General features: G+C 67.5%; 20 protein-coding genes and 1 pseudogene. 8 read left to right on the top strand and 13 right to left on the bottom strand.

Translation table 11 applies throughout. The features are described from left to right. Window positions 1-4 precede the first annotated feature (4 nt). Both alaS and A5779_RS28370 read right to left on the bottom strand, forming a co-directional pair. Window positions 5-2,695: an alanine--tRNA ligase gene (gene alaS, locus A5779_RS28375; RefSeq protein ID WP_064887062.1), complete on the bottom strand. Its 2,691-nt coding sequence runs from the start codon at window positions 2,693-2,695 to the stop codon at window positions 5-7. Window positions 2,696-2,803: 108 nt separating this feature from the next. Further along, entirely contained in the window at window positions 2,804-3,205 is a 402-nt protein-coding gene (locus A5779_RS28370; protein WP_064887061.1) for a secondary thiamine-phosphate synthase enzyme YjbQ, read from the bottom strand. Window positions 3,206-3,320: 115 nt separating this feature from the next. Between A5779_RS28370 and A5779_RS28365 the strand changes: the two genes are divergently transcribed. Together A5779_RS28365 and A5779_RS28360 are read left to right on the top strand one after the other, a co-directional pair. Further along, window positions 3,321-3,941 (top strand): antibiotic biosynthesis monooxygenase, encoded by a 621-nt coding sequence (locus A5779_RS28365; RefSeq protein WP_064887060.1) that lies wholly within the window; start codon window positions 3,321-3,323, stop codon window positions 3,939-3,941. Window positions 3,942-4,030: 89 nt separating this feature from the next. Then, on the top strand, window positions 4,031-4,339 hold the full coding sequence (locus A5779_RS28360; protein WP_064887059.1) for a GlsB/YeaQ/YmgE family stress response membrane protein: 309 nt from the start codon (window positions 4,031-4,033) through the stop codon (window positions 4,337-4,339). A 67-nt stretch (window positions 4,340-4,406) separates the two neighbouring features. On the opposite strand, the gene A5779_RS28355 is transcribed toward A5779_RS28360, so the two are convergent. Both A5779_RS28355 and A5779_RS28350 read right to left on the bottom strand, forming a co-directional pair. Beyond that, window positions 4,407-5,744, bottom strand: a complete 1,338-nt coding sequence (locus A5779_RS28355; protein WP_064887058.1) for a replication-associated recombination protein A — start codon at window positions 5,742-5,744, stop codon at window positions 4,407-4,409. Between the two features lie 30 nt (window positions 5,745-5,774). Beyond that, the gene (locus A5779_RS28350; protein WP_064887057.1) at window positions 5,775-6,608 is read right to left on the bottom strand and encodes a DUF3097 domain-containing protein; all 834 of its coding nucleotides are present in this window, start codon (window positions 6,606-6,608) and stop codon (window positions 5,775-5,777) included. Window positions 6,609-6,665: 57 nt separating this feature from the next. On the opposite strand from A5779_RS28350, the gene A5779_RS28345 reads away from it, so the two are divergent. Beyond that, window positions 6,666-7,982, top strand: a complete 1,317-nt coding sequence (locus A5779_RS28345) for a serine hydrolase domain-containing protein (RefSeq protein WP_207549131.1) — start codon at window positions 6,666-6,668, stop codon at window positions 7,980-7,982. On the opposite strand, the gene A5779_RS28340 is transcribed toward A5779_RS28345, so the two are convergent. Genes A5779_RS28340 through A5779_RS28330 form a run of 3 tightly spaced genes read right to left on the bottom strand, consistent with a single transcriptional unit; the run spans window position 7,969 to window position 12,624 of the window. Next, window positions 7,969-8,994 carry a zinc-binding metallopeptidase family protein gene (locus A5779_RS28340; RefSeq protein ID WP_064887056.1) on the bottom strand — a complete coding sequence of 342 codons (1,026 nt, stop codon included), beginning with the start codon at window positions 8,992-8,994 and terminating at the stop codon, window positions 7,969-7,971. The two genes, A5779_RS28345 and A5779_RS28340, sit on opposite strands and share 14 nt — an antisense overlap. Further along, window positions 8,987-9,916 carry a transglutaminase family protein gene (locus A5779_RS28335; RefSeq protein WP_064887055.1) on the bottom strand — a complete coding sequence of 310 codons (930 nt, stop codon included), beginning with the start codon at window positions 9,914-9,916 and terminating at the stop codon, window positions 8,987-8,989. The genes A5779_RS28340 and A5779_RS28335 overlap by 8 nt, the downstream gene beginning before the upstream one ends. After that, window positions 9,913-12,624: a circularly permuted type 2 ATP-grasp protein gene (locus tag A5779_RS28330; protein WP_064887054.1), complete on the bottom strand. Its 2,712-nt coding sequence runs from the start codon at window positions 12,622-12,624 to the stop codon at window positions 9,913-9,915. The genes A5779_RS28335 and A5779_RS28330 overlap by 4 nt, the downstream gene beginning before the upstream one ends. Before the next feature lie 134 nt (window positions 12,625-12,758). Between A5779_RS28330 and A5779_RS28325 the strand changes: the two genes are divergently transcribed. Further along, window positions 12,759-13,478 (top strand): GAP family protein, encoded by a 720-nt coding sequence (locus A5779_RS28325; RefSeq protein WP_236734912.1) that lies wholly within the window; start codon window positions 12,759-12,761, stop codon window positions 13,476-13,478. Between the two features lie 13 nt (window positions 13,479-13,491). Here the strand turns inward: A5779_RS28325 and A5779_RS28320 are convergent, their stop codons facing one another. The 3 genes from A5779_RS28320 to A5779_RS28310 are packed head-to-tail and all read right to left on the bottom strand — an operon-like array spanning window position 13,492 to window position 16,256. Further along, complete coding sequence (locus tag A5779_RS28320; protein ID WP_064887053.1) at window positions 13,492-14,403, bottom strand: DUF389 domain-containing protein; 912 nt, start codon at window positions 14,401-14,403, stop codon at window positions 13,492-13,494. Window positions 14,404-14,421: 18 nt separating this feature from the next. Further along, window positions 14,422-15,771 (bottom strand): DUF4253 domain-containing protein, encoded by a 1,350-nt coding sequence (locus A5779_RS28315; RefSeq protein WP_064887052.1) that lies wholly within the window; start codon window positions 15,769-15,771, stop codon window positions 14,422-14,424. Then, window positions 15,768-16,256, bottom strand: coding sequence for a winged helix-turn-helix transcriptional regulator (locus A5779_RS28310; protein WP_276029082.1), 489 nt, complete (start codon window positions 16,254-16,256; stop codon window positions 15,768-15,770). Before A5779_RS28310 ends, A5779_RS28315 begins: the two co-directional genes overlap by 4 nt. Window positions 16,257-16,337: 81 nt before the next feature. Here A5779_RS28310 and A5779_RS28305 point away from each other — a divergent pair, with 81 nt between their 5' ends. Next, window positions 16,338-17,525: a thiolase family protein gene (locus A5779_RS28305; RefSeq protein WP_064887070.1), complete on the top strand. Its 1,188-nt coding sequence runs from the start codon at window positions 16,338-16,340 to the stop codon at window positions 17,523-17,525. 76 nt (window positions 17,526-17,601) lie between these two features. Here A5779_RS28305 and A5779_RS28300 read toward each other — a convergent pair whose 3' ends face one another. After that, complete coding sequence (locus tag A5779_RS28300; protein ID WP_064887051.1) at window positions 17,602-18,063, bottom strand: nitroreductase family deazaflavin-dependent oxidoreductase; 462 nt, start codon at window positions 18,061-18,063, stop codon at window positions 17,602-17,604. Between the two features lie 84 nt (window positions 18,064-18,147). Beyond that, window positions 18,148-19,947 carry an aspartate--tRNA ligase gene (aspS, locus tag A5779_RS28295; protein WP_064887050.1) on the bottom strand — a complete coding sequence of 600 codons (1,800 nt, stop codon included), beginning with the start codon at window positions 19,945-19,947 and terminating at the stop codon, window positions 18,148-18,150. Window positions 19,948-20,033: 86 nt separating this feature from the next. Between aspS and A5779_RS28290 the strand changes: the two genes are divergently transcribed. After that, entirely contained in the window at window positions 20,034-20,963 is a 930-nt protein-coding gene (locus A5779_RS28290; protein WP_413784946.1) for an oxidoreductase, read from the top strand. A gap of 36 nt (window positions 20,964-20,999) precedes the next feature. Further along, entirely contained in the window at window positions 21,000-21,503 is a 504-nt protein-coding gene (locus A5779_RS28285; protein ID WP_064887049.1) for an SRPBCC family protein, read from the top strand. Between the two features lie 4 nt (window positions 21,504-21,507). On the opposite strand, the pseudogene A5779_RS28280 reads toward A5779_RS28285, so the two are convergent. Beyond that, window positions 21,508-22,593, bottom strand: a pseudogene (locus A5779_RS28280) (carboxylesterase family protein); the annotation flags it as partial. Between the two features lie 4 nt (window positions 22,594-22,597). Here A5779_RS28280 and A5779_RS33225 point away from each other — a divergent pair. Further along, the coding region (locus A5779_RS33225; protein ID WP_330220087.1) for a carboxylesterase family protein at window positions 22,598-22,754 on the top strand (157 nt) is incomplete at its 3' end.

The following is a 22,754-nucleotide window of genomic DNA, read 5'->3' as shown; positions in this document are numbered from 1 at the left end:
GAAGCTAGCCCCGGCCGATCTCGGCGCGCAGCGCGGCCAATGCCGCGTCGATACCCGCCGCCCCCTTACCGGAACCTTGTGCCATGTCCGCCTTGCCGCCCCCGCGGCCGTTGACCGCCGCGCCGAACTGCTTCACGAGTTCGTTGGCGCGCAGGCCGAGATCCTGAGCAGCCGGGTTGACCGCCACCACGAACGGCACCGCGTCGTCCTCGCCCTCGGCGATCAGCGCAACCACGCCCGGGTCCGAGCCGAGCTTGCCCTTGATGTCGCCGACCAGGCTGCGCAGGTCACCGGCCGACATGCCGCCGGCCATGCGTTGGGCGACCACCCGTACCTTGCCGATGGTCTCGGCGCCAGCAGCGGCATTGGCCGCCGCGGCCCTGGCGTTGGCCAACCGGGCCTTGTCGAGTTCCTTCTCGGCGGCCTTGAGACGTTCCACCAGGTTCGCGACGCGAGCCGGCACCTCTTCGGAGGGCACCTTGAGCGACGAGGCCAGCCCGGCCATGAGGGCCCGTTCCTTGGCCAGGTGGCGGAAGGACTCCAGCCCTACGTAGGCCTCAACCCGGCGCACACCCGAGCCGACCGAGGATTCACCGAGGATGGTCACCGGGCCGATCTGGGCCGAGTTGTGTACGTGCGTACCACCGCAGAGTTCCAGTGAGAACGGGCCGCCGATCTCGACCACCCGGACCTGGTCCGGGTAGTTCTCGCCGAACATCGCCATCGCGCCCATCGCCTTGGCCTTGTCGAGCGCGGTGACGAACGTGTTCACCTGGTAGTCGGCCTCGACGGCCTCGTTGGTGACTTCTTCAATCCGGGTGCGCTGGTCTTCGGTGAGCGCGCCCTGCCAGTTGAAGTCGAACCGCAGGTAGCCGGGCCGGTTCAGCGAACCGGCCTGAACGGCGGTGGGGCCCAGCACCTGTCGCAGCGCGGCGTGCACCATGTGGGTACCGGAGTGTCCCTGCGTGGCACCGCGACGCCACTTCGGATCGACGGCGGCGGTGACGGTGTCGCCCTCGACGAACTCTCCGGACTCCACGTTGATCCGGTGCGCCCACAGGGTTTTGGCGATCTTCTGCACGTCCGTGACGGCGGCCTTCGCAGCGCCCGAGGCGCCTGTGCCGGTGATCGCACCCTCGTCGGCGATCTGGCCGCCGGCCTCGGCATAGAACGGCGTGCGATCCAGGATGAGTTCGACGCGATCGGCGTCCAGGCCTTCGTGGGTCACCACGGGCACCCGCTTGCCGTCCACGAAGATGCCGAGAATCCTTGCTTCAGTGGACAATTCGTCGAAGCCGGTGAACTCGGTGGGCCCGGCGTCGACCAGCTCGCGGTATGCGGACAGATCGGTGTGGGCCTGCTTGCGCGCGGCGGCATCGGCCTTGGCGCGCTGACGCTGCTCTGCCATCAACGACCGGAAGCCCTGCTCATCCACGGAGAGGCCGGCCTCGGCGGCCATCTCCAGCGTGAGGTCGATCGGGAAGCCGTAGGTGTCGTGCAGGGTAAATGCGTCGTCGCCGGACAGCTTGGAGGCTCCCGCGCGCTTCGTCTTGGCGGCGGCGTCGTCGAACAGCTTCGAGCCGGCGACGAGGGTCCGGTTGAACGCGGTCTCCTCGGCGACGGCGATCCGGTTGATGCGCTCGAAGTCGGTGACCAGCTCCGGGTACGACGGGCCCATCTCGTCGCGCACCGTGGACATCAGCCGGCCCATGATGGGCTCCTCGACGCCGAGCAGTTTGGCCGCGCGGATGATGCGGCGCAGCAGGCGGCGCAGCACGTAACCGCGGCCCTCGTTGCCGGGGCTGACCCCGTCGCCGATGATGATGGCCGCGGTGCGGCTGTGGTCGCCGATGATGCGGTAGCGGACGTCGTCCTCGTGGTTGCCTGCGCCGTATCCGCGCGGGGCGATCCCGGCGACCAGATCGATCACCGGACGCACCAGGTCGGTCTCGTAGACGTTGTCCACGTCCTGCAACAGGCACGCGATGCGTTCGACGCCCATACCGGTGTCGATGTTCTTGCGCGGCAGCGGGCCGAGGATCTCGAAGTCGTCCTTCGAGGTGCCCTCACCGCGCTCGTTCTGCATGAACACGAGATTCCAGATCTCGATGTAGCGGTCCTCGTTGGCCTCCGGCCCGCCCTCGATCCCGTATTCGGGGCCGCGGTCGTAGTAGATCTCCGAACACGGGCCGCACGGCCCGGGGATGCCCATCGACCAGTAGTTGTCGGCCATGCCGCGGCGCTGGATGCGCTCGAGCGGCAGCCCGGCGACTTCCTGCCACAGTTGGATTGCCTCGTCGTCGTCCAGATAGACCGTTGCCCACAGTCTTTCCGGGTCGAATCCGTAGCCACCCTCACTGACCGGGTTGGTCAGCAGGGTCCAGGCCAGCTCGATGGCGCCCTTCTTGAAGTAGTCACCGAACGAGAAGTTGCCTGCCATCTGGAAGAACGTGTTGTGCCGGGTGGTGATGCCCACCTCGTCGATGTCAGGGGTCCGGATGCACTTCTGCACGCTGGTGGCGCGGTCCCACGGCGGGGTGCGGGCACCGAGGAAGTAGGGCACGAACTGCACCATGCCGGCGTTGACGAACAGCAGGTTGGGGTCGTCGAGGATCACCGAGGCACTGGGCACCTCCGTGTGGCCTGCCTTCACGAAATGATCGAGGAAGCGCTTCCTGATCTCGTGTGTCTGCACGTTGCTCGTGTCCTCGTGTTCGTGGGTGGCTGGGGTTGCGCAGGCAACTACCAGTTAGACCGCTTTACATTACCGTTCTGCGCGTTCACCCCGAAAAGGCGACGAACGTCACGCCCCCAGAAAGCTCAGCCGCACGTGGCGCTGCGGGTTGTCGCGGTTCAGATCGACCAGCACCACGCTCTGCCAGGTTCCCAGGAGCAGGCGGCCCGCCTGGACCGGCAACGTCACCGACGGTGACACCAGCGCAGGCAGCACGTGATCTGCGCCATGGCCGAACGAGCCGTGGCTGTGCCGGTAACGGTCGTCGCGCGGCAACAACCGTTCCAGGGTATCGAGCAGATCGTCATCCGAGCCGGCACCCGTCTCGATGATGGCCACGCCCGCGGTGGCGTGCGGCACGAACACATTGCACAGGCCGTCACGGTGAGCGCCGCAAAACTGCCGTACCTCGTCGGTGAGGTCGACGATGCGACGCCGCGAGGTGTCCACGTCGATCATGCCGGTGTCCATCTGCCCAGCCTACGAGGCACACGCCGACCCATTGCCACCTCCGGCGCACCAGAGGATGGTGGTAGTGGAACCGGTGGCGCCACCGGGGCGCTGCCCTGGCAGGAAGGGGTGGATCGTGTTCGCACGTTCAACCACGATCGCGGCGCGCACCAAGGCGATCGACGCCGGCATCACCCATGTCCGCGACGAGGTGATGCCTGCTCTCGACGATGTCGACGGCTGCATCGGCCTTTCGCTGATGGTGGACCGGGAATCAGGCCAGTGTGTCCTCACGACGGCGTGGCGGTCCGAAGAGGCCATGCATGCCAGTGCCGCCGCGATAGCGCCGATGCGCCATCGGGTGGTGGAAACGTTCGCCGGCACTGCCACGGTCGACGAATGGGAGATCGCGGTGGTTCACCGCGAGCAGTACTCCGGGCCGGGCGCCTGTGTGCGGGCGACGTGGCTGCGAACCCGCCCCGAACTGTTCGACCGGGCCGTGGACTTCTACCGGAGCTCGGTGTTGCCTGCGATGGAAGACCTCGAGGGCTTCTGCAGCGCCAGCCTCATGCTCGACCGCGGATCTGGTCGGGCAGTGTCCTCGGCCACCTTCGAGAGTGCCGCTGCGATGGACCACAACCGCGATCAGGCCAGGGCGTTGCGCACCGCCCGCCTGCGCGACCTGAGCGCCGATCAGATCGATGTCGGCGAGTTCGAACTCGTGCTGGCTCACCTCCGGGTACCCGAGATGGCCTGACCGAGAACGCGTCCAGAATTGACGGCACCGTTTGGACGGTGATCGCCCGGGGTATCTCCCCTCCAGCCCAACACAGCCCTGGAGGAGAAATGACCATCACCGGCATCATCAGCGCGATCCTGATCGGCATTGTCGTCGGCGTGATCGGCCGGCTGATCGTTCCCGGCAGACAACCCATCGGCATTCTGGTGACGATCCTGGTCGGCATCGTCTCCGCGTTCATCGGTACCGCCCTCGCCCGCGCCATGGGCGTCCCGACGGCGACCAGCGGCGTCGACTGGCTCGAGCTCCTCGTCCAGGTCATCGTGGCCGCACTCGGGGTGGCCCTGATATCCGCTCTGATGGGACGCAGGAGGACCGGCATCCTCGGAACCCGACGGTCCGGTCTGCTGCGCTGACCAGCTGCCCCCGCACCACGGTCCCGGTTGAATATTCAACCGGGACCGTGGTTTTCGTCCGGGAGGGTCAGCGGCGGGCGCGGCGGATGATGGCCCGCAGCTTGTCCACCCGGGTGACCAGCTCGCGTTCGAATCCACGTCCGGTCGGCTGGTAATAGTCCGTCCCCACCAGCTCGTCGGGCGGATACTGTTGTGGCACAACACCATCGGGGTGATCGTGGGCGTATTTGTACCCCACGGCATTGCCGAGCTTCTGCGCTCCCGAGTAATGCCCGTCCCGCAGATGCGGGGGCACCAAACCGGCCTTGCCCGACCGGATGTCGTTCATGGCCGCACCCAATGCGGTGGTGACCGCGTTGGACTTGGGTGCGGTGGCCAGGTGCACGGTCGCGTGCGCCAACGTCAGCTGCGCCTCAGGCATGCCGATCAGCTGCACGGTCTGGGCAGCGGCGACCGCGGTCTGCAGCGCGGTGGGGTCGGCCATCCCGATGTCCTCACTGGCCAGGATCATCAACCGGCGCGCCACGAACCGGGGGTCCTCCCCCGCCACCAGCATCCGGGCCAGGTAGTGCAGCGCCGCGTCCACGTCCGATCCGCGCACCGATTTGATGAAGGCGCTGACGACGTCGTAGTGCTGGTCGCCGTCACGGTCGTACCGCACGGCGGCCTTGTCCAACGATTGTTCGATCGTCTCGACCGTGACCCGTTCACGGGGCTCGGCAGCCACCTCCAGCGCGGTCAGCGCCCGCCGCGCATCCCCGGCGGAGAGCTGCACCATGAGGTCGACGGCGTCGTCGGTGACCTCGACCGCACCGCCGAGCCCGCGCGGGTCGGTGATCGCGCGGCGTAACACCGTCTCGATGTCCTGCGGGGTCAGCGGCTGCAACTGCAGGATCAACGAACGCGACAGCAGCGGCGCGACCACCGAGAACGACGGGTTCTCCGTGGTGGCCGCGACCAGCAGCACCACCCGGTTCTCCACCGCCGCCAACAGCGCATCCTGTTGGGTCTTGGAGAAGCGGTGTACCTCGTCGATGAACAGCACGGTCTGTTCGCCGTGGACGGCCGCGCGCCGGGCGACATCGATCACGGCGCGGACCTCTTTGACGCCGGCGCTCAGCGCCGAGAGCGCCTCGAACCGGCGGCCGGTGGCCTGCGAGATCAGCGAGGCCAGGGTGGTCTTGCCGGTGCCGGGAGGGCCGTACAGGATCACCGACGCCGCGCCGGACCCCTCCACCAGTCGGCGTAGGGGCGATCCGGCCTGCAACAGGTGCGACTGGCCGACGACCTCGTCGAGGCCGGCCGGGCGCATCCGCACCGCCAGCGGTGCCGTGCCGGGCGCGGCAAGCGCGCCGGGGTCACCCGGCCCCGGGTCGCCTGGCACGTCGAACAAACCGTCGGACACGCCTTCTGCTTACCACGCCGACACGACGGGCTACGCCGGTGCGGTGACGAAATCGATCAGTTCCTCGACCCGGCCGATCAGCGCGGGCTCCAGATCGTTCCAGTCGCGGACCCGGCCGCGGATCCGCTGCCACGCGCGGGCGATGTCGGCCTGGTCCCGGTGCGGCCAGCCCAGCGCCTCGCAGATGCCGTGCTTCCACTCCACACTGCGCGGGATCGTCGGCCAGGCCTTCATCCCCAGCCGGGCCGGTTTGACGGACTGCCAGATGTCGACGAACGGATGTCCGACCACAAGGGTGTGCTCACCGCCGGGGCCGCGCCGCACCGCCTCGGCGATGCGCGCCTCCTTCGACCCGGTGACCAGGTGATCGACCAGCACTCCCAGCCGCCGGCCCGGCCCGGGCGCGAACTCCGCGACGATGTCGGTCAGGTCGTCGACGCCGCCCAGGTATTCGACGACGACACCTTCGATGCGCAGATCGGCTCCCCAGACCTGCTCGACGAGTTCGGCGTCGTGCCGGCCTTCCACGTAGATCCGGCTGGCCAGCGCGACCCGGGCCTTGGCATTCGCCACCGCCACCGAGCCCGACGCCGTACGCGCGGGTGCGGTGGTCCGCTTCGGCACCACCAGGCTCACCGGCTTGCCGTCGATCAGGAAACCCGGGCCCATCGGAAACGTCCGCACCTTGCCCCTGCGGTCCTCGAGCTCCACCCGACCACCCTCGATCCGCACCACGGCGCCGACGTAACCGCTCTGGGCGTCCTCGACGACCAGTCCCTTCTCCGCAGGCTGGTCGGTCGATCGAGTCAGCTTCGGGGTGTGTGGGTTTCGGGACAGGATGTCGGAACCGTAGCGATCAGTCACGCGGCGATCCTAGAAACGCCTGCAGCGACAGCGGGGTTGCGACATACCATCGTGATCGTGCTGTTAACTCGCACGCTCGCCGCTGCGTCGGCGCTGATGTTGATGGTGTCGGCGAGCGCGTGCAGTCCGCGAACCGAACCCGACTGCGGGGTCGCGGGAATGACGGTATGCCCCAAGCCGAGCGATCATGATCTGCCGGACGTCGCGGACATGCTCACCTGGAATCAATCGGAGCGGGTGGTCGGGTTCCGCAACGACTACCGGGCCTACCCCGGTGATCTGTTCCGCCACGGTGACCCGTTCCCACTGCCCACGGCCGATCGCCGACTGACCGACGCGTCCTACACGATCGGCGGCGTCACCCACGATCTCGACGACTACCTGAACCGGCAGAGTGTCACCGGGATGCTGGTGCTCAAGGACGGCAAGATCGCCTATGAGCACTACGGCGCCGGAAACGACTCTTCCACGCTGTGGACCTCGCGGTCGGTCGGCAAGTCCGTGGTGTCCACGCTCGTGGGTATCGCAGTCAAAGAAGGCAAGATCGCCTCCCTCGACGACGCCGTGACCAAGTACGAGCCCGATTTCGTCGGCACCGCGTTCGACGGCGTCACCGTGCGCCAGCTCATCACGCACACTTCGGGGATCGCGTGGAACGAGGACTACACGGACCCGAATTCGGATTTCGCCAAACTCACGGCGTGCGAAGCGGCTGATGACACCTACCGGTGCGTGTTCTCACTGGTTCACGGGCTCAAGCGGAAACCCGGCGTCGCACCGGGCGAGGTCTGGTCGTACACCACGGGCGGTGCCTGGTTGCTCGGTGACCTGCTGGAGAAGGCCACGGGCACCAATCTCGCCACGTACCTGCAGGACAAGATCTGGAAGCCGTTCGGCATGGCCGATGACGGTGTCTGGCATTCCTACGAGCTCGGGCGCCATGACATGGGCGGGCACGGGTTCAACGCCACGTTGACCGACTGGGGACGCTTCGGGCTGTTCGTGATGCGTGACGGTGAACTGCGCGACGGCACGAGGACGCTGCCCGACGGTTGGGTGCGCGACGCACGGACCTGGACGACGGCGCGCGGCTCGGTGACGCCGAGTCATCCTGAGGGCACGTACGGGTACCAGTGGTGGAACAACAGCATCGCGGCCGACGCGGGTGACGTGCGGCCGCCCCGAGCTACCGGCATGGACGAAAACCTCTGGGCACTCGGCATATTCGGGCAGGTGATCATGGTCGATCAACGGCAGAACCTCGTGATGGTGCAATGGTCGACCTGGCCGCAGGCCGAACCCGCGTTCAACACCCTGCCGCTGGAGATGTCGCTGATGTTCAGCGCGATCGCGGCCGAACTCAACCGCCGGTGACCTCGTCGATGACGGTGTGAACAAACCGCATCTTCTCCAGGACGGCGGGTGCCAGCACGAACGGGTACAGATCGTCACGGCCCATCGACCGGTTCACCATGTTCAGTGACCACGCCAGCGGCAGCCACATTTCGATGATGGTGTCGAACGCGGCCGGACCCAACAGACGCCGACCGAAGATGCCTCCGGCCGGAGCGAATCCAAAAGCCGCTGCGGTGTCGAGCGTGTCGCGGATGTGCAGATAGTGGGCGAAGGTTTCGGCCCAGTCCTCGGCAGGGTGCATCGTCGCGTAGGACGAGACGAAGTCGTCCTCCCAACCCGACGGCGGCCCGTCCTCGTAGTGGCGGTCCAAGGCGGCCTGATAGTCGGCGTCCGGATCTCCGAACAGTTCGGTGAATCGCGCAGCGTAGTCGGGTGACGGCGCCACCAGACGATAGAAGTAGTAGTGCCCGATCTCGTGGCGGAAATGGCCGAGCAGCGTTCGGTACGGCTCGTCCATGGCGATCCGCAACTGCTCGCGGTGCACATCGTCGCCTTCGGCGAGATCCAGTGTGATGACGCCGTTGTGGTGACCGGTGAACACCTTCTCGGATTCGCTGGAGAGCAGGTCGAAGGCCAATCCGAATTCCGGATCCTCGTCGCGGCCGATGATCGGCAGCTTCAGCTCGTGTAGTTCCGCGATCAGTCGGCGCTTGGCCCGCTCGGCCTCGGCGAATGACGTCATCGCCGCGGTATCGGCATCTGCGGGCCGGGTCCTGGTCAGCCTGCACGACGCGCACAACGGATCCTGGCCGATCCGTACCAGCCAATTACATTCGGCCAGATGCAGATTCGCGCACAGCCGGTACTGCTTCTCGTCGACGGCACCGGCGTGGCCGGCCTGTTCGGTGTCGGTGATCACCAACAGCGCCATGTCATCGAGGGAGAAGCCCAGCGCACTGCGGCATGACAGGCACAGCGAGTTCTCGAACGCCAGACGCTGGCCGCAGTTCGGGCAGTTGAAATCACGCATGCAGCACCGGCTCTCGATCGGGCGGGCAGGGTGTCACATCTACCGACACCTCGATCACGCTGCTGAGAGAGTCCGTGTAGATGATGCCGCGCAGCGGGGGGATGTCGGCATAGTCACGGCCGAATCCGGCCACGATATAGCGCTCGTCGACCATCTGGTCGTTGGTGGGATCCATTCCCAGCCAGACGTTCTGCGGCGTCCACACCGACGCCCAGGCGTGGGTGGCGTCGACTCCGACCATGCGTTCCTTGCCGGGTGGCGGATCGGTGGCCAGGTACCCCGAGACATAGCTGGCTGCCAGGCCGTTGGCCCGCAGGCAGGCGATCGCCAGACGGGCGAAGTCCTGGCAGACGCCCTCACGTGCGTCCAGCACCTCGGCCACCTGGGTGGACACCGTCGTCGAACCCGACCGGTAGGTGAAGTCGGAGTAGATCCGCGACGTCAGTTCGCGAAGCACCTCGATCAACGGTCGTCCGGGCACGAAACTGGGCGCGGCGTACTCCCGCACCGCGTCGGTGATCTCCGGCGGTGAGAGGTCAAGGGTGAACTCCGCGGCCAGCGCACCATCACCGCCGACCGGGCGGGCCAGCTCCCACGGCGCCCCGGCAGAAGCACCTGAATAATGCTCGGGTGCAAACGGTTCCACCTCCACCACGGATGCACCGGTGATACTCAAGGTGCGGTGGCGTTCGGTCACGTGGAAATACGAGCTGACATTGCCGTACGCGTCGCGGCTGGTGGAGCTGTCTGCCGCCTCCGGCTCGATCGTCAGGTGGTGGGACAGGCAGCGCTGCCAAGGCAGATCACGCGGCGTGAGGAAACCGCGTCCGTAGGAGCTGGTGACATCGTCGGAATAGCGATAGACGGTGCGGTGAATGATCTCGTAACAGCGGGTTCCCGCCGCGCCGGCAGGTCCGGTCATGGCATCACCCGCCGCTCGTCCGGCCCCCACAGCGGTTGCATCCCACCGGGCAACGACAGGTGCGCCGCGGTGATGACACCCGAGAGATCGCGCAGGCCGGCGTGCACTCCGTCGAGTAGACCGGCCAATTCCGCCCGAGTCCCGTCCTCGCTGACCTCTTCGAGATCTGCCGGGTCCAGGCGGCGCAGTCGGGTGGCAAGTTCGTCGATCAGTCGTTCGGGACGCGACGACCCCGATGCTCCGGGCAGGGGCTTGAGGTCGGATCGGATGCGCTCCAACTGGTAGATCAAGGACCTGGGATTCTCGGCGTCGAACAACAGCAGTTCGGCGATCGCGGCGATGCTGATCAGCCCGGGATTCCGCCGCCGATAGATGACCGACGATTCACAGACCACCAGGGCCGACTCGGCCACGGCACGTTCGGCCGCCGCACTGCGCACCGAAGTCAAGGTGGCGCGCAGCAGCGCGGTCAGCGCCAGCCCGCGCTCGATGCGCTTGCCGAGATCCATCACGGTCCAGCCGACATCCTGCACCATCGATTCCGCGGCCACCCCGGACAACGCCAACATCCCGGCCAGGGTCTGGCTGTGCGCGGCGGCGAGGTATCCCTCCGCGACATTGGGCGACTGAGGCGGGGCGGCCGACGGCCGCAGCACCGCGCGTTCGACGCCGGCCAGCACCATCCAGGTGTCGTTGGACATCTGGTCGCGTACCGCCCGGGCCGCCAACCCGAGCCGCTCCACCGATTGGGCGAGGGATCCCGACCGATGCCGGTCCGCGGTGGCCGACCACAACGTGCTCGGGGCGATCGCGATCATCTCGTGGGCATCGGCGGAGTCACCGGTGTCGGTTCCCGTGATCGAACCGACCGCAGCGAGCAGTACCGGAACACACTGGCTTTCATCGAGGTCCAGTCGGTATCGATACTCGTGGTAGCGCTCCCGGGTGACGGTGAGCAGCCGGGCCATGCTCTCGGCGCGTTCGGCATACCGGCCCATCCAGAACAGGTCGGCGAGCACGCGGGGCGAGCTGACCGCCCGGGTCGGGCTGGGCACCGCAATCGCGGAGGCGAGCTCGACCGAGACCGGCGGGATCCGCTCGGCGGTGACACGCTGCGGCGCGTTCACCCAAACATCCTTGGCGGCAATGGTGTTCATCCGGTAGGCGGCATTCCCGTGAGCGACCACGTAGCCCAGCCCACCGATCATCGGCGCATATCCGCCGCGCTGAGCCACGGTGAACAACCGCATTCCGACATTTCCTGCCGACAACCCCTTGGACCGGTAATTGGTTGGTGCGGTGGAGAACTGGGGCAGTTCCTGCCCTACCCACCGAGTCGGGTCGGCGTCGATGCGGGCGGCCAGCTCATCGCGCTCCGCGGCCGCAAGCATCGGCCCGACAATCGTGGTACCGCCGCTCACCGGCCGGATCAACAACGACGACAGCTTGGTGAGCAGATGAGAGCGCTCGATGTCGATTCCGCCCCAGTACATCGGCGCCGTGGCCAGCTGTGGTTTCTCGCCGAGCAACAGCTCGGCCAGCTCCGGCAGAAACCGTGCCAGCCCGGGACTTTCGAGAACTCCGCTGCCCAAGGTATTGACCACCGTCACCGAACCGCGCCGCGACGCCTCGACCAGCCCCACCACGCCGAGCCGGGAATCGGGGCGAAGATCCAGCGGATCCACATAGTCGGCGTCGACTCGACGCAACACCACATCGACGCGTTTGAGCGTGCCCAGCGACCGCATCCACACCGTGCCGTCGCGGACCACCAGATCGGCACTCTCCACCAGCGGGAAGCCGAGTACCCCGGCCAGGTAGGCCTGGTCGAAGGCGGTCTCGGAATGGATGCCGGGACTGAGCACCACGACCATGGGCTCGTCGGCGGCCTCCGGAGCCGCGTCGAGCAGCGCCAACCGCAATGCCTGAGCCCACGGCGAGGAGGGCCGCGGACCTACCCGTTCGTAGAGGTCGGGAGCAGCGTGCGCGATGACGCGGCGATCCGCCAGGGCGTAGCCGGCACCTGAGGGCGCCTGTGTCCAGTCCGCATTCACCAAGAATGCGCCGTCGTCGCCCCGGCTGACGTCGCATCCGTGGAGGAACAGCTGATGACGTCCGGGCACCACGATGCCGCGCGCGGCCCGCACATATCCGGGATGGCCGAACAACAACGGCGCGGGCAGCACCCCGCTGGTGAGCGAGCGGCGGGCGCCGTACAGATCGGTCAGTACCGCATCGAGAAGCCTGGACCGCTGCACCAGACCTGATTCCAGGCAATCCCAGTCCGTCGCCGAAAGCACCAGGGGCACGGCGTCGAGATGCCAGGGGCCCGGCACGGCGGTGCCGTCGTCGTCGGTGACCACCTCCCCGTGGTGATCCATCTGGATGTAGGTGATGCCGTCGTTGTCGACAAGGCCGCGCACCGTGGCACGCAGCCGGTCCAGGCCGTCACGGCCACGCTCGCCGACGCCGGCGGCCAACTCGCGCCAGGCCGGGCGGACGTTGCCCGAGGCGTCGATCAACTCGTCGTAGCCGGCACCCACGCCATCGTCGCGCACCTCGAACAACGCACGCTGGGCCCGGGAACGGCGGTAGGCGGCCACCACACCGTCGACGTCCATCCCGTCGGCGGCGCCACTCGCACCGGTGTCCAGGGCAACACCGGTGGCCTGAGCGGACTCCGGTGAGCCGTTCGCGCGAAGAACCATCAGTGAAGAACGGTACGCACCCTCCGATGATCCGGGCTTGCTTGGCGCACCGTGCGCACGATCACGCCGCCCAGATTCGGCCGGATCTGCCCGGCGCTGGTTGAATTCAGCGGTGAGGTAACCGAGGCGAAGGGATGTGGCCGCCGGCGATGTGGAGCACCGTGCTGGTGATGGCCGTCGTGGCGGCAGTCGATCCGCTCAGAATCGGGGTCGTGGCCTTCATGCTGTCTCGGTCACGGCCGGTGCGGTTGCTGCTTCCGTTCTTCCTGTTCGCGTTCACCGCCAACGTCGCGGTCGGCGCCGCGGTGGTGTTCGTGTTCAAGAACGTCACCGGCGACGGTGGGAGCAGCATGCCTCCGGGCCTGGAGATCGGCATCGGTGTGGTGGCGCTGGCGATCAGCGTCCTGTCCATCACTGGTGTGCTCGAACGCCTGGTCACGAGGGTGCGCGCGCGCCGGACGGCTCCGGCTGCAGCCTCGGCGGAGTCGGTGCCGGGCCTGTCGAAGCTGCCGGATGGGATGCAGGCCGCGCTGCGAGGCGAGGCGCCCTGGGCCGCCGGACTGCTGGGCCTGATCAACGGTTTCCCCACGCCGTACTACTTGGCCGCGATGGCTGCCGCCCTGACCTCGGGCGCTGCGGTGACCGAGCAGATGGCCGCGATGGTCGTGTTCAATCTGGTCGGTTTCCTCGCGGCGATCATCCCGATCATCAGTTTCTGGGTGGCTCCGGCCGCCACGAGGTCCGGCGTCGAGCGGATCTACGAGTGGATGGGAATTCACCATCGGCTGGTCGTGGCCGTGATCGCCGGCGCGGTCGGCGTGTACTTCCTGGCCACGGGCATCAGCCACCTGTGAGGTTGCGGTCCCGTCAGCGGGTCGCGAATCTGCGATAAATCGCGAGCATCAGGACACCCGCCATGGTGATGCCCACCAGGTTCACGCCCAACTGCAGTACCGACCGGGCCGCGATGTCCCATTCCCCGACCGTCGCGGCGACCACCGCGAAACCGGCGGCGGGAACCGTCGTCACCGATATGAAGACACCCACGAGTGCCGCGGATTTCGCCGACACGAGCGACAACATCCCGGCCGCGCCGGCCAGCAGGGCCACCACCAACGAGAACGGGCCCACCTGGAAGATGAAATCCACCTGCTGCAGGTCACGGAAGCTGGTCAACGACACCCACCCCAGAGCTTCGAAGCCCAAGGTGGCGAGGGCGGTGACGGCCATCGCGAAGGGGAAGCCGATCAACAGCGCCGCGCCCGCGCGGCGGGCCAGCGACATCCGTCGCTGCACCAGCGCGACTGCAAGTGCCGCCAGCGGTCCGAATTCGGGCCCGACGACCATGGCACCGACCACGGTGACCGCGGAGTCGGTGATGACGCCGATCGCGGCAAGCAGGCACGCGATGCACAGGAACATCAGATACGTCGCGTTGAGGCTGGACTCCTCGCGGGTCCGCGACACCAGCTCGTCCCAGATCACCGCATCGGCGCCGTCTCCCTCGGTGGCATCCTCGGCATGAAAGGCCGACGCGGACAGGACGGTGTCGAGAGGCTCGAGGGTGATGGCCCCCAAGTGCGGCACATCAAGGGATTTCAGCCGCTCCACCACATCGTTGGCCGCCTCCCGGACCAGGATGGCCGTGATCTCGTCACCGGCCGGATCCCTCGCATCCCCGGCGTGCAGCACCACATTCGTGACGCCGGCTTCCCGGTCGAGGACGTTCAGGATCGGCTGTCGCAGATCGGTGGGCGCGATCACGCGTAAGTGGAGCACGGGCCGAGAGTAGCGTTCTCAATCCCACCAGAAGACCCACAGCGGACGCGCCAGCATGCGCGCCAGTGCATCGAGCGAACCGGCCTCGGTGTTGACCGCGTCGTCGCAGTACAGATAGGCCTCCAGGGCGGCGGTGAGCGCGTCCTGGAGCCTTCGTGGTGGCTGATCGACCACGAGCACCAGAGATTCGTCGTCGAGGGCCAACATCTCGGTCCCGTAGTGGGCGGACCAGCGCCTCAAGATCGCCGCGTGCTCGGCACCGAGGACGCCCGAATTGATCGCGCCCGACCACTGCAGCAGTCCGGGAACCAGCCAATCCGCAGGGGTGGGAATCAATGCCAGCCGCGTGTAGTCGCCGCGAGAGTCGAAGGCGGCGAACTGCTGCCGCCAGTCCCCCGGGTCGCCGGTGTCGAACCCGGACGGATAACGCGGGATGTCGTACCCGGCAGTGCGGATCTCGAACTCGCGTTCCAGCCATCGAGTGCCGTCGAGTTCCGCTGCCAATACCGGTGTTTCGTCGGCCACACCGTCCATCCCGATCCGGTGCCAGGCCATGTCGGTGAGCAGCACGGGCCACAATCCCGTCACCGGAAACTGCGCGCGAACCGCAAGCCACGCCTCCGCGGCAGGAACACCCGGCGGCACCGGGACTGTCCACATGGGTGCGCGGTGGGCCAGCACGTCGTCGTGGCGTTTCAGTTCGTCCAGGACGACCCCCGTCGCGGCCAGGGCGGCGCCGGGATCGCGTGGTGGGGCTACCGCCGGCGGCGGCACGTTCACCGGATCGGGCGCGAACGGCGGCGCGTCCAGCTCCGGCACGTCCGGCGCGGGTGGCGGCGCCGGCAGGAACGGAGGATCGCCGACAGACGAGGGTGACGTCACGGGCTGACCGGTCAGCAACTGAGCCAGTCCGATCAGGTCCGCGGCCACGGCAGTGACTCCCCGGCCGCCGTCCTGGACTGCCCACACCGGGTGGGCACCCGGCCCCTGCTTCAGAAACGCCACCCCGTAGACCGGCACCACCCTGGGTTCTTGGGCGAGTTTGGCACTGGCCAGCTTCAGCGCCGCGTCGCCACCCGGATTGTCACCCCAGGCGGGGTGCCACAACCCACCCTCGCGGACGGCGCGCAGCAACTCACGCACCGGCCGGCCGATGTGCGCCCGAAGCGTCACTTCGTCGGCGTTGCGCCAGTCCGGCCAGCCGTCCCCTACCGGCAGCCCGGCGGACAGGAAGTCGCGGTGAGTATCGTTGAGCCACAAGGAGAATCGTGATTCGAGTGTGCTCAGTTCGGCCTCGGCGAGCCCCGGCTCGATACGCCACTGACCGTGTTCGGCCAGGATCTCGACCGCACGTGCGCCTACGGTCACGACGTGGGACGCTCGAAGCGCACGACAAGCTCGTCGGCCGGCACTGGGTGCCCTTCGTCGCAGCGGATCTCGACGCCGGCCAGTGCGCCGCACCCGTCGTGCGCTAGGCGCAGGCCCGTGTCGCCGAGATGCTTGCGACCCCACTCGAACATCGCCCACACCACCGGCATGAAGTCGGTTCCGGAGTCGGTGAGCACATACTCGTCGCGTTCCCGCTGGCCGGGCTCACGATAGGGCCGCTTCGCCAGCAGTCCGGCGGCCACGAGGTCGGACAACCGCGCCGATGTCGCTGCCTTGGTGATCCCGACCCGGCGGGCGAAATCGTCGAACCTGGTGGTGCCGTAGAAGGCCTCGCGCATGATCAACATCGCCGACTTGGTACCCGCGAACGCCATGGTCCGCTCGATCGGGCAGTGCCCCACCGCCGACCAGGCGTCTCGGTCGGCCAGCTTGCCCTGCAGCATTCCCACGGAATCAAACCCCATCCCTGAGTTGTTCTAACTATACCCAGGTGCTATATCTGGGTAGTCATCACAATACTCAGCGTGGAGCATCAGGAGGCCAAGATGACCGGATATGCAGACCGGGACGCAGTCATCGTCGGAGCGGTCCGGACCCCGATCGGCAAAGGCAAAGCCAACGGCGCGCTGCACGGCGTTCTGCCGGCGGACCTGCTGGCGCACAGCCTGCGGGAGCTGATCGCCCGCACCGGCGTCGACCCGGTACTCGTCGACGACGTCATCGCCGGCGCAGTGACCCAGGTCGGCGACCAGGCGGTGAACGTGGCCCGCAACGCACTGCTGGGCGCAGGCTTCCCCGAAACCGTTCCCGGGACCACCGTCGACCGCCAGTGCGGCAGCAGCCAGCAGGCGATCAGCTTCGCCGCCCAGGGGGTGCTGGCCGGCGCCTACGACATCGTGATCGCCGCAGGTGTGGAGTCCATGTCGCGGGTACCGATGGGCAGTTCGGTACTACCGGGCAGCGATCCGTTCGGCCTGGACTTTGCGAAGCGCTACTCCGAAGGCCTTGTACCGCAAGGGATCAGTGCCGAGCTGATCGCTGCCAAATGGGGATTCTCCCGCGCCCAGCTCGACGAGTTCTCGGCAGGCAGCCACGAAAAGGCCGCGCGGGCCACCAAGGATGGACTGTTCGAGGCCGAACTCGCCCCGGTCGCCGGGCTGAGCACCGACGAGATCATCCGGCCGGGAACGACGGTGGAGACCTTGTCCGGGCTGAAGCCCGCCTTCTACAACGAGGCCTACGCCGCGCGCTTCCCCCAGATCAAATGGGAGATCACCCCGGGTAACTCGTCACCGCTGTCGGACGGCAGCGCGGCGGTGATGATCACCAGCGGTGCCACGGCCCGGAAGCTCGGACTCAAGCCGCTGGCTCGTATCCATACCACGACCGTCGTGGGGTCAGACCCGCTCTACATGTTGACCGGTGTCATCCCCGCCACCGAAAAGGTCTTGGCGCGTGCGGGTTTGACGCTGGCGGACATCGACCTGTTCGAGGTCAACGAGGCGTTCGCTCCGGTGGTGCTGGCCTGGGCGCACGACACGGGCGCCGATCTCGGCAAGACCAACGTCAACGGCGGGGCCATCGCGATCGGACACCCGCTGGGCGCCAGCGGAGCGCGCATCATGACCACCCTGGTCAACGCGCTCGAGCAGCGCGGCGGACGATACGGCCTGCAAACGATGTGTGAGGGCGGCGGCATGGCCAACGCCACGATCATCGAGCGGCTCGCCTGATCCCCCGCCGAAACCGCATTCCAGCAGAGAAAGTGCGAGTAAGCGCCTGCTGGAATGCGGTTTCGGCGCAAGGATATTAGGCGCGAACCAGCTCGAAAAGCGGGATGGCCCGGCTGGTCTTCGACTGGTACTCGGCGAACACCGGGGCGCGCTCGACGATCTTCGGGTAGGCGGCGTCGCGCTCGTCGTCGGGCAGTTCGCGTGAGACCACGTCGTAGGCCTCGGCACCGATTTCGATCCGGGCCTGCGGGTTGGCCCGCAGGTTGTGCACCCATGCGGGGTCCTTGGGCCCACCGGCGTAGGAACCGACGATCAGCACCGAGCCGTCGATGTCCAGATACGCCAGCGGCGACAGCCGGGGCTGCCCGGATTTGGCTCCTGTGGTGTGCAACAGCAGCAGCGTGCCGCCCTCGAAGGGCCCGCCCACCTTGCCGCCATTGGCCCGGAATTCCTCGACGACGTTGCGGTTGAAGTTGTCGAGGGCCGCCACGTCGGCGACCAGTTCGGTCTTGTCGATGTTCGGATCGATGTCGCTCATGCCTTCTCCAGCTTCTCCGGTGGGGCCTTCTATTCCAGACTCGAACTTCGCCGTGGTGAACCGCGCACAGAGAGCCGAGAGGGGTTAGGCCTTCACCTGCGGCTTGTCCTCGGCCTTGGCCTTCGACTCGGGCTTCGCGTCGATCCCCGATTCCTTGCGCTGCTGTGCGGTGATGGGCGCCGGGGCGTCGGTCAACGGGTCGACGCCGCCGCCGGACTTGGGGAACGCGATCACCTCGCGAATCGAGTCGACCCCGGCCAGCAGCGCGGTGATGCGATCCCAGCCGAAGGCCAGGCCACCGTGCGGCGGTGCGCCAAAGGCGAAGGCGTCCAACAGGAATCCGAACTTGTCCTGAGCCTCGGCATGGTCGATGCCCATCATCGCGAACACCCGCTCCTGGATGTCGCGCCGGTGGATACGGATCGAGCCGCCGCCGATCTCGTTGCCGTTGCAGACGATGTCGTAAGCGTCGGACAGCGCGCTGCCGGGGTCGGTGTCGAAGGTGTCCTCCGATTCGACCTTCGGCGCCGTGAAGGCGTGATGCACGGCCGTCCAGGCACCCGAACCGACGGCCACGTCGCCCGAGGCCGTCGCCACGTCGGCCGGCTCGAACATCGGGAAGTCCACCACCCAGGTGAAGGCCCAGGCGGCCGGGTCGATCAGATCCAGGCGCTTGGCGATCTCGATGCGGGTGGCCCCCAGCAGCGCGCGCGCCGTGCGGGCCGGACCCGCCGCGAAGAACACGCAGTCACCGGGCTTGGCACCGACGTGGGCCGCCAGACCGTCGCGCTCGGCGTCGGTGAGATTCTTGGCCACCGGACCGCCCAGCGTGCCGTCCTCACCCACGAGTACATAGGCCAGGCCCTTGTGGCCGCGCTGCTTGGCGAATTCCTGCCAGCCGTCGAGGGTGCGACGCGGCTGTGACGCTCCGCCCTCCATCACGACCGCGCCCACATACGGGGCCTGGAACACCCGGAACGGGGTGTCCTTGAAGTACTCGGTGCACTCGATGAGTTCGACGCCGAACCGCAGGTCCGGCTTGTCGGAACCGAACCGGCGCATCGCCTCGTCGTAGCTGATCCGCGGCAACGGCAGGGGCAGTTCGTAACCGATGGTCGACCAGACCGCCCGCAGGACCTGCTCGGCGATTCCCATCACATCGTCGGCGTCGACGAAGCTGAGCTCCATGTCCAGCTGGGTGAACTCCGGCTGCCGGTCGGCGCGGAAGTCCTCGTCGCGGTAGCAACGCGCGATCTGGTAGTAGCGCTCCATGCCCGCCACCATGAGCAGCTGCTTGAACAGCTGCGGGCTCTGTGGCAGCGCGTAGAACGAGCCGGGCTGCAACCGCGCGGGCACCAGGAAGTCGCGCGCGCCCTCCGGAGTGGAGCGGGTCAGCGTCGGGGTCTCGATCTCGACGAAGTCATGCTCGGCCAACACGTTGCGAGCGGCGGCGTTCACCTTGGAGCGCAAGCGGATTGCGTTACCCGGGCCCTCGCGGCGCAGATCCAGGTAGCGGTACTTGAGCCGGGCTTCCTCACCCGCGGTCTCGTCGAGCTGGAATGGCAGCGGGGCGCTCTCGGACAACACGGTCAGCGAGGTGGCGTTCACCTCGACCTTGCCGGTCGGGATGTCAGGGTTCTCGTTGCCCTCCGGACGTACCTCGACGACGCCGGTGACGGCGATGCAGAACTCGGCGCGCAACCGGTGGGCGGCGGAGAGCACGTCGCCCTCGCGGAACACCACCTGCGACACCCCTGACGCGTCGCGCAGATCGATGAAGATGACGCCGCCGTGGTCACGGCGACGCGCCACCCAACCCGCCAGTGTCACGGTCTGACCGGCATCGGTGGCCCGCAACGAACCGGCGGCATGACTGCGCAGCACGAAAACTCCTGAGTGTTGAGTCGAGAAAGACTGGTGGTGACGAGTGAACAGTCTAGAGAGTCGACCGGCGGCGCTAACGTGGCGATGTGGATGAGCGCTCGCGCGAAGGCCAGAAAGCACTGAACTACCCCATCGCGGTCATCGGCCCGGGCGCCATCGGATCGACCATCGCGGCGCTCCTGCACGCGGCCGGACGGTCGGTTCTGTTGTGTGGCCGCACCCCGCGCGACGGCGTCGAAGTCCGGCCCGACGAGGGGGAACCCATCCGGGTACCGGGGCCGGTGCACACCGATCCCAACAGCGTGGAAGGCCCGCTCGACGTGGTCTTTCTTGCCGTAAAGGACACCCAGAACGCGCAGGCGGGGGCGTGGCTGGACCGGCTGTGCGACGAGAAGACCGTGGTGTGCGCGCTGCAGAACGGCGTCGAGCAGGTCGAGCGGGTCAGCGCCGTCGGCCCGCACACCGACGAGGCGCACGTCGTGCCGGCGGCGGTGTGGATCTCCTCGGAGATGCAGCCCGGCGGCTGGGTGCGCCTGCGCAGCGAGGCCCGGCTGGTACTGCCCGACACCCCGGCGGCGACGATCGTGGCCGACGCACTGGACGGCACCGCGATCACCGCCGAACTGGATCCTGATTTCCGTAGCGCCACCTGGCGCAAGCTGCTGGTCAATGCCGTGGTCGGGTTAATGGTGCTGTCCGACCGGCGAGCGGGCATGTTCCGCCGTGACGATGTGGCCGCGCTGGCGCGGCGCTATCTGTCCGAGTGCCTGGCGGTTGCCCGCGCGGACGGCGCCGACCTGGGTGACGAGGTGGTCGGCGAGATCGTCTCCATGTTGGCCGCAGCGCCCGAGGACCTGACCACCTCGATGCTGACCGACCACCAGGCCGGCCGACCGCTGGAGTGGGATGTCCGCAACGGCGTCATCGTCCGCAAGGCGGCCGCCCACGGCCTGCCGACACCGATCAGCGACGTGGTGGTCCCGCTGCTGGCGGCGGCCGGCGACGGGCCGGGCTGACCCACCACTAGACACTCTCCCCTAGGGTGTCTACCCATGGCCCGGACCTACCAGTGCGAACGCGTCGAGTTGGATTTCATCGACCGTGCGCCGTTCCGCTTCGTCAGCACCGTCGACCTCGCCATCACTCCAGAGCAACTGTTCGAGGTGCTCAGCGACGCGACCTCGTGGCCGCACTGGGCCACGGTGATCACCAATGTGGAATGGACCAGCCCAGAACCCCGCGGCGTGGGCACCACCCGCACCGTCACGATGCGCGGGCACATCACCGGTGACGAGGAGTTCCTGGCCTGGGAACCCTTCTCCCACATAGCTTTCCGGTTCAACACCAGCACCTCGAACGCGATATCGGCCTTCGCCGAGGACTACCGCGTCGTGGAGACCGGGGACGGCTGCCACCTGACCTGGGTGATGGCCATGAAACCCAGCGGACTGGCCGGCCGACTCGGGATGACGCTCGGACAGCCCGTGATGGCATGGTTGTTCCAGCGGTTCCTGCACAACCTCCGCCGGTATACCGACGAGCGCTACGGCAAGTAGGCCGCTAATCCACCCCGTCCCACACCTGGCGTCGCACCGCGTCGGGATCGGCCACGGTCTCGTCACGCGTGGACCGGATCACCCGGGTCAACCGGCGGTCGGTGTCGTATTCCGGCCAGTCAGCGATCTCGGCCCGGGCGAAGTCCAGCCAGGTACGTTGCATTCGCCGACCGACCGACGGCTGTACCCGGCGACCCAACGGGTGCAGCTTGCGTCCCAGATATGACCCGTAGCTGTGTTGGATGTGCACGATCTCGCTGCCGTGGGTGGCGCCAAGTCCCAGCACCTTGAGCGTCCACGTGGTGTGGTCGAACCGGTACACGTGAGTGGGCGCATGTGCACTGTAAGCATCGGCGAACGCCCAGGTGGGTGCACCGAACATGACGTCGGAGCCAAAGGCGATCAGCGCCCGGCGGCGCGGAAAATCGGGATAGGCGGCCAGCACCCGATCGCGGTCATCCGGACCGTGGCGCCGCAGATAGTCCTCGACCCCGGCCAGGGTGGTCGGCAGCATCGGCGGCTTACCCCAGGCGAACATCGACGCCTCGTGGCTGTTGGTGCCGATGATCAACGGCACCGCGGACACCACACCCGCGCGCGCCGCCTCGGTCGGATGCAACGGCAGCAGATCGACACCGTGGGTCAGCCCGTAAGCCAACGTCGGTGTCTCCTGGGCACTCTCGAGCTGCAGTTGCCCCGCGGCCCGGCGCAGTTGCCGCTGTGGCAGCACCTTGAGCTGCTCGGCCCCCACCCCGAGCAGTTGCATGAAGCGGCGCGACTGACGGGCCCGGTCTTCCCGGTCGGCGATCAACGGCAACGCCGGACTCTGCGCAATCGCCCGGTCGAACAACCCGTCGGCCGCCGGGCTGGCCAGCAGTGCCAACACCGATGTGGCACCGGCCGATTCACCGAACACCGTCACCTGCCGGGGATCGCCGCCGAATGCGGCGATGTTGTCGCGCACCCATTGCAGTGCGGCGATCTGGTCCCGCAGACACAGGTTGTCGTCGAATCCCTCACCCAGATCGCCGAGTTCGAATCCCCCGAACACGCCGAGTCGATACGTGACGTTGACGACCACCACGTTGCCGGTGATGGTGTGGATCCCCGGCGGGGCCTTCGTCTACGGTGCGGGCCAGCTGCAGCTGTACAACGGCTCGCGGCTGGCCGAGAACGGCAACGTGGTGGTCGTCAACGTCACGTATCGACTCGGCGTGTTCGGGGGATTCGAACTCGGCGATCTGGGTGAGG

Source organism: Mycolicibacterium peregrinum, assembly GCF_001665625.1.
GTDB lineage: Bacteria > Actinomycetota > Actinomycetes > Mycobacteriales > Mycobacteriaceae > Mycobacterium > Mycobacterium peregrinum_B.
The sequence above is the reverse complement of the archived record's forward strand: the minus strand, read 5'-3'. Positions and strand labels throughout refer to the sequence as shown.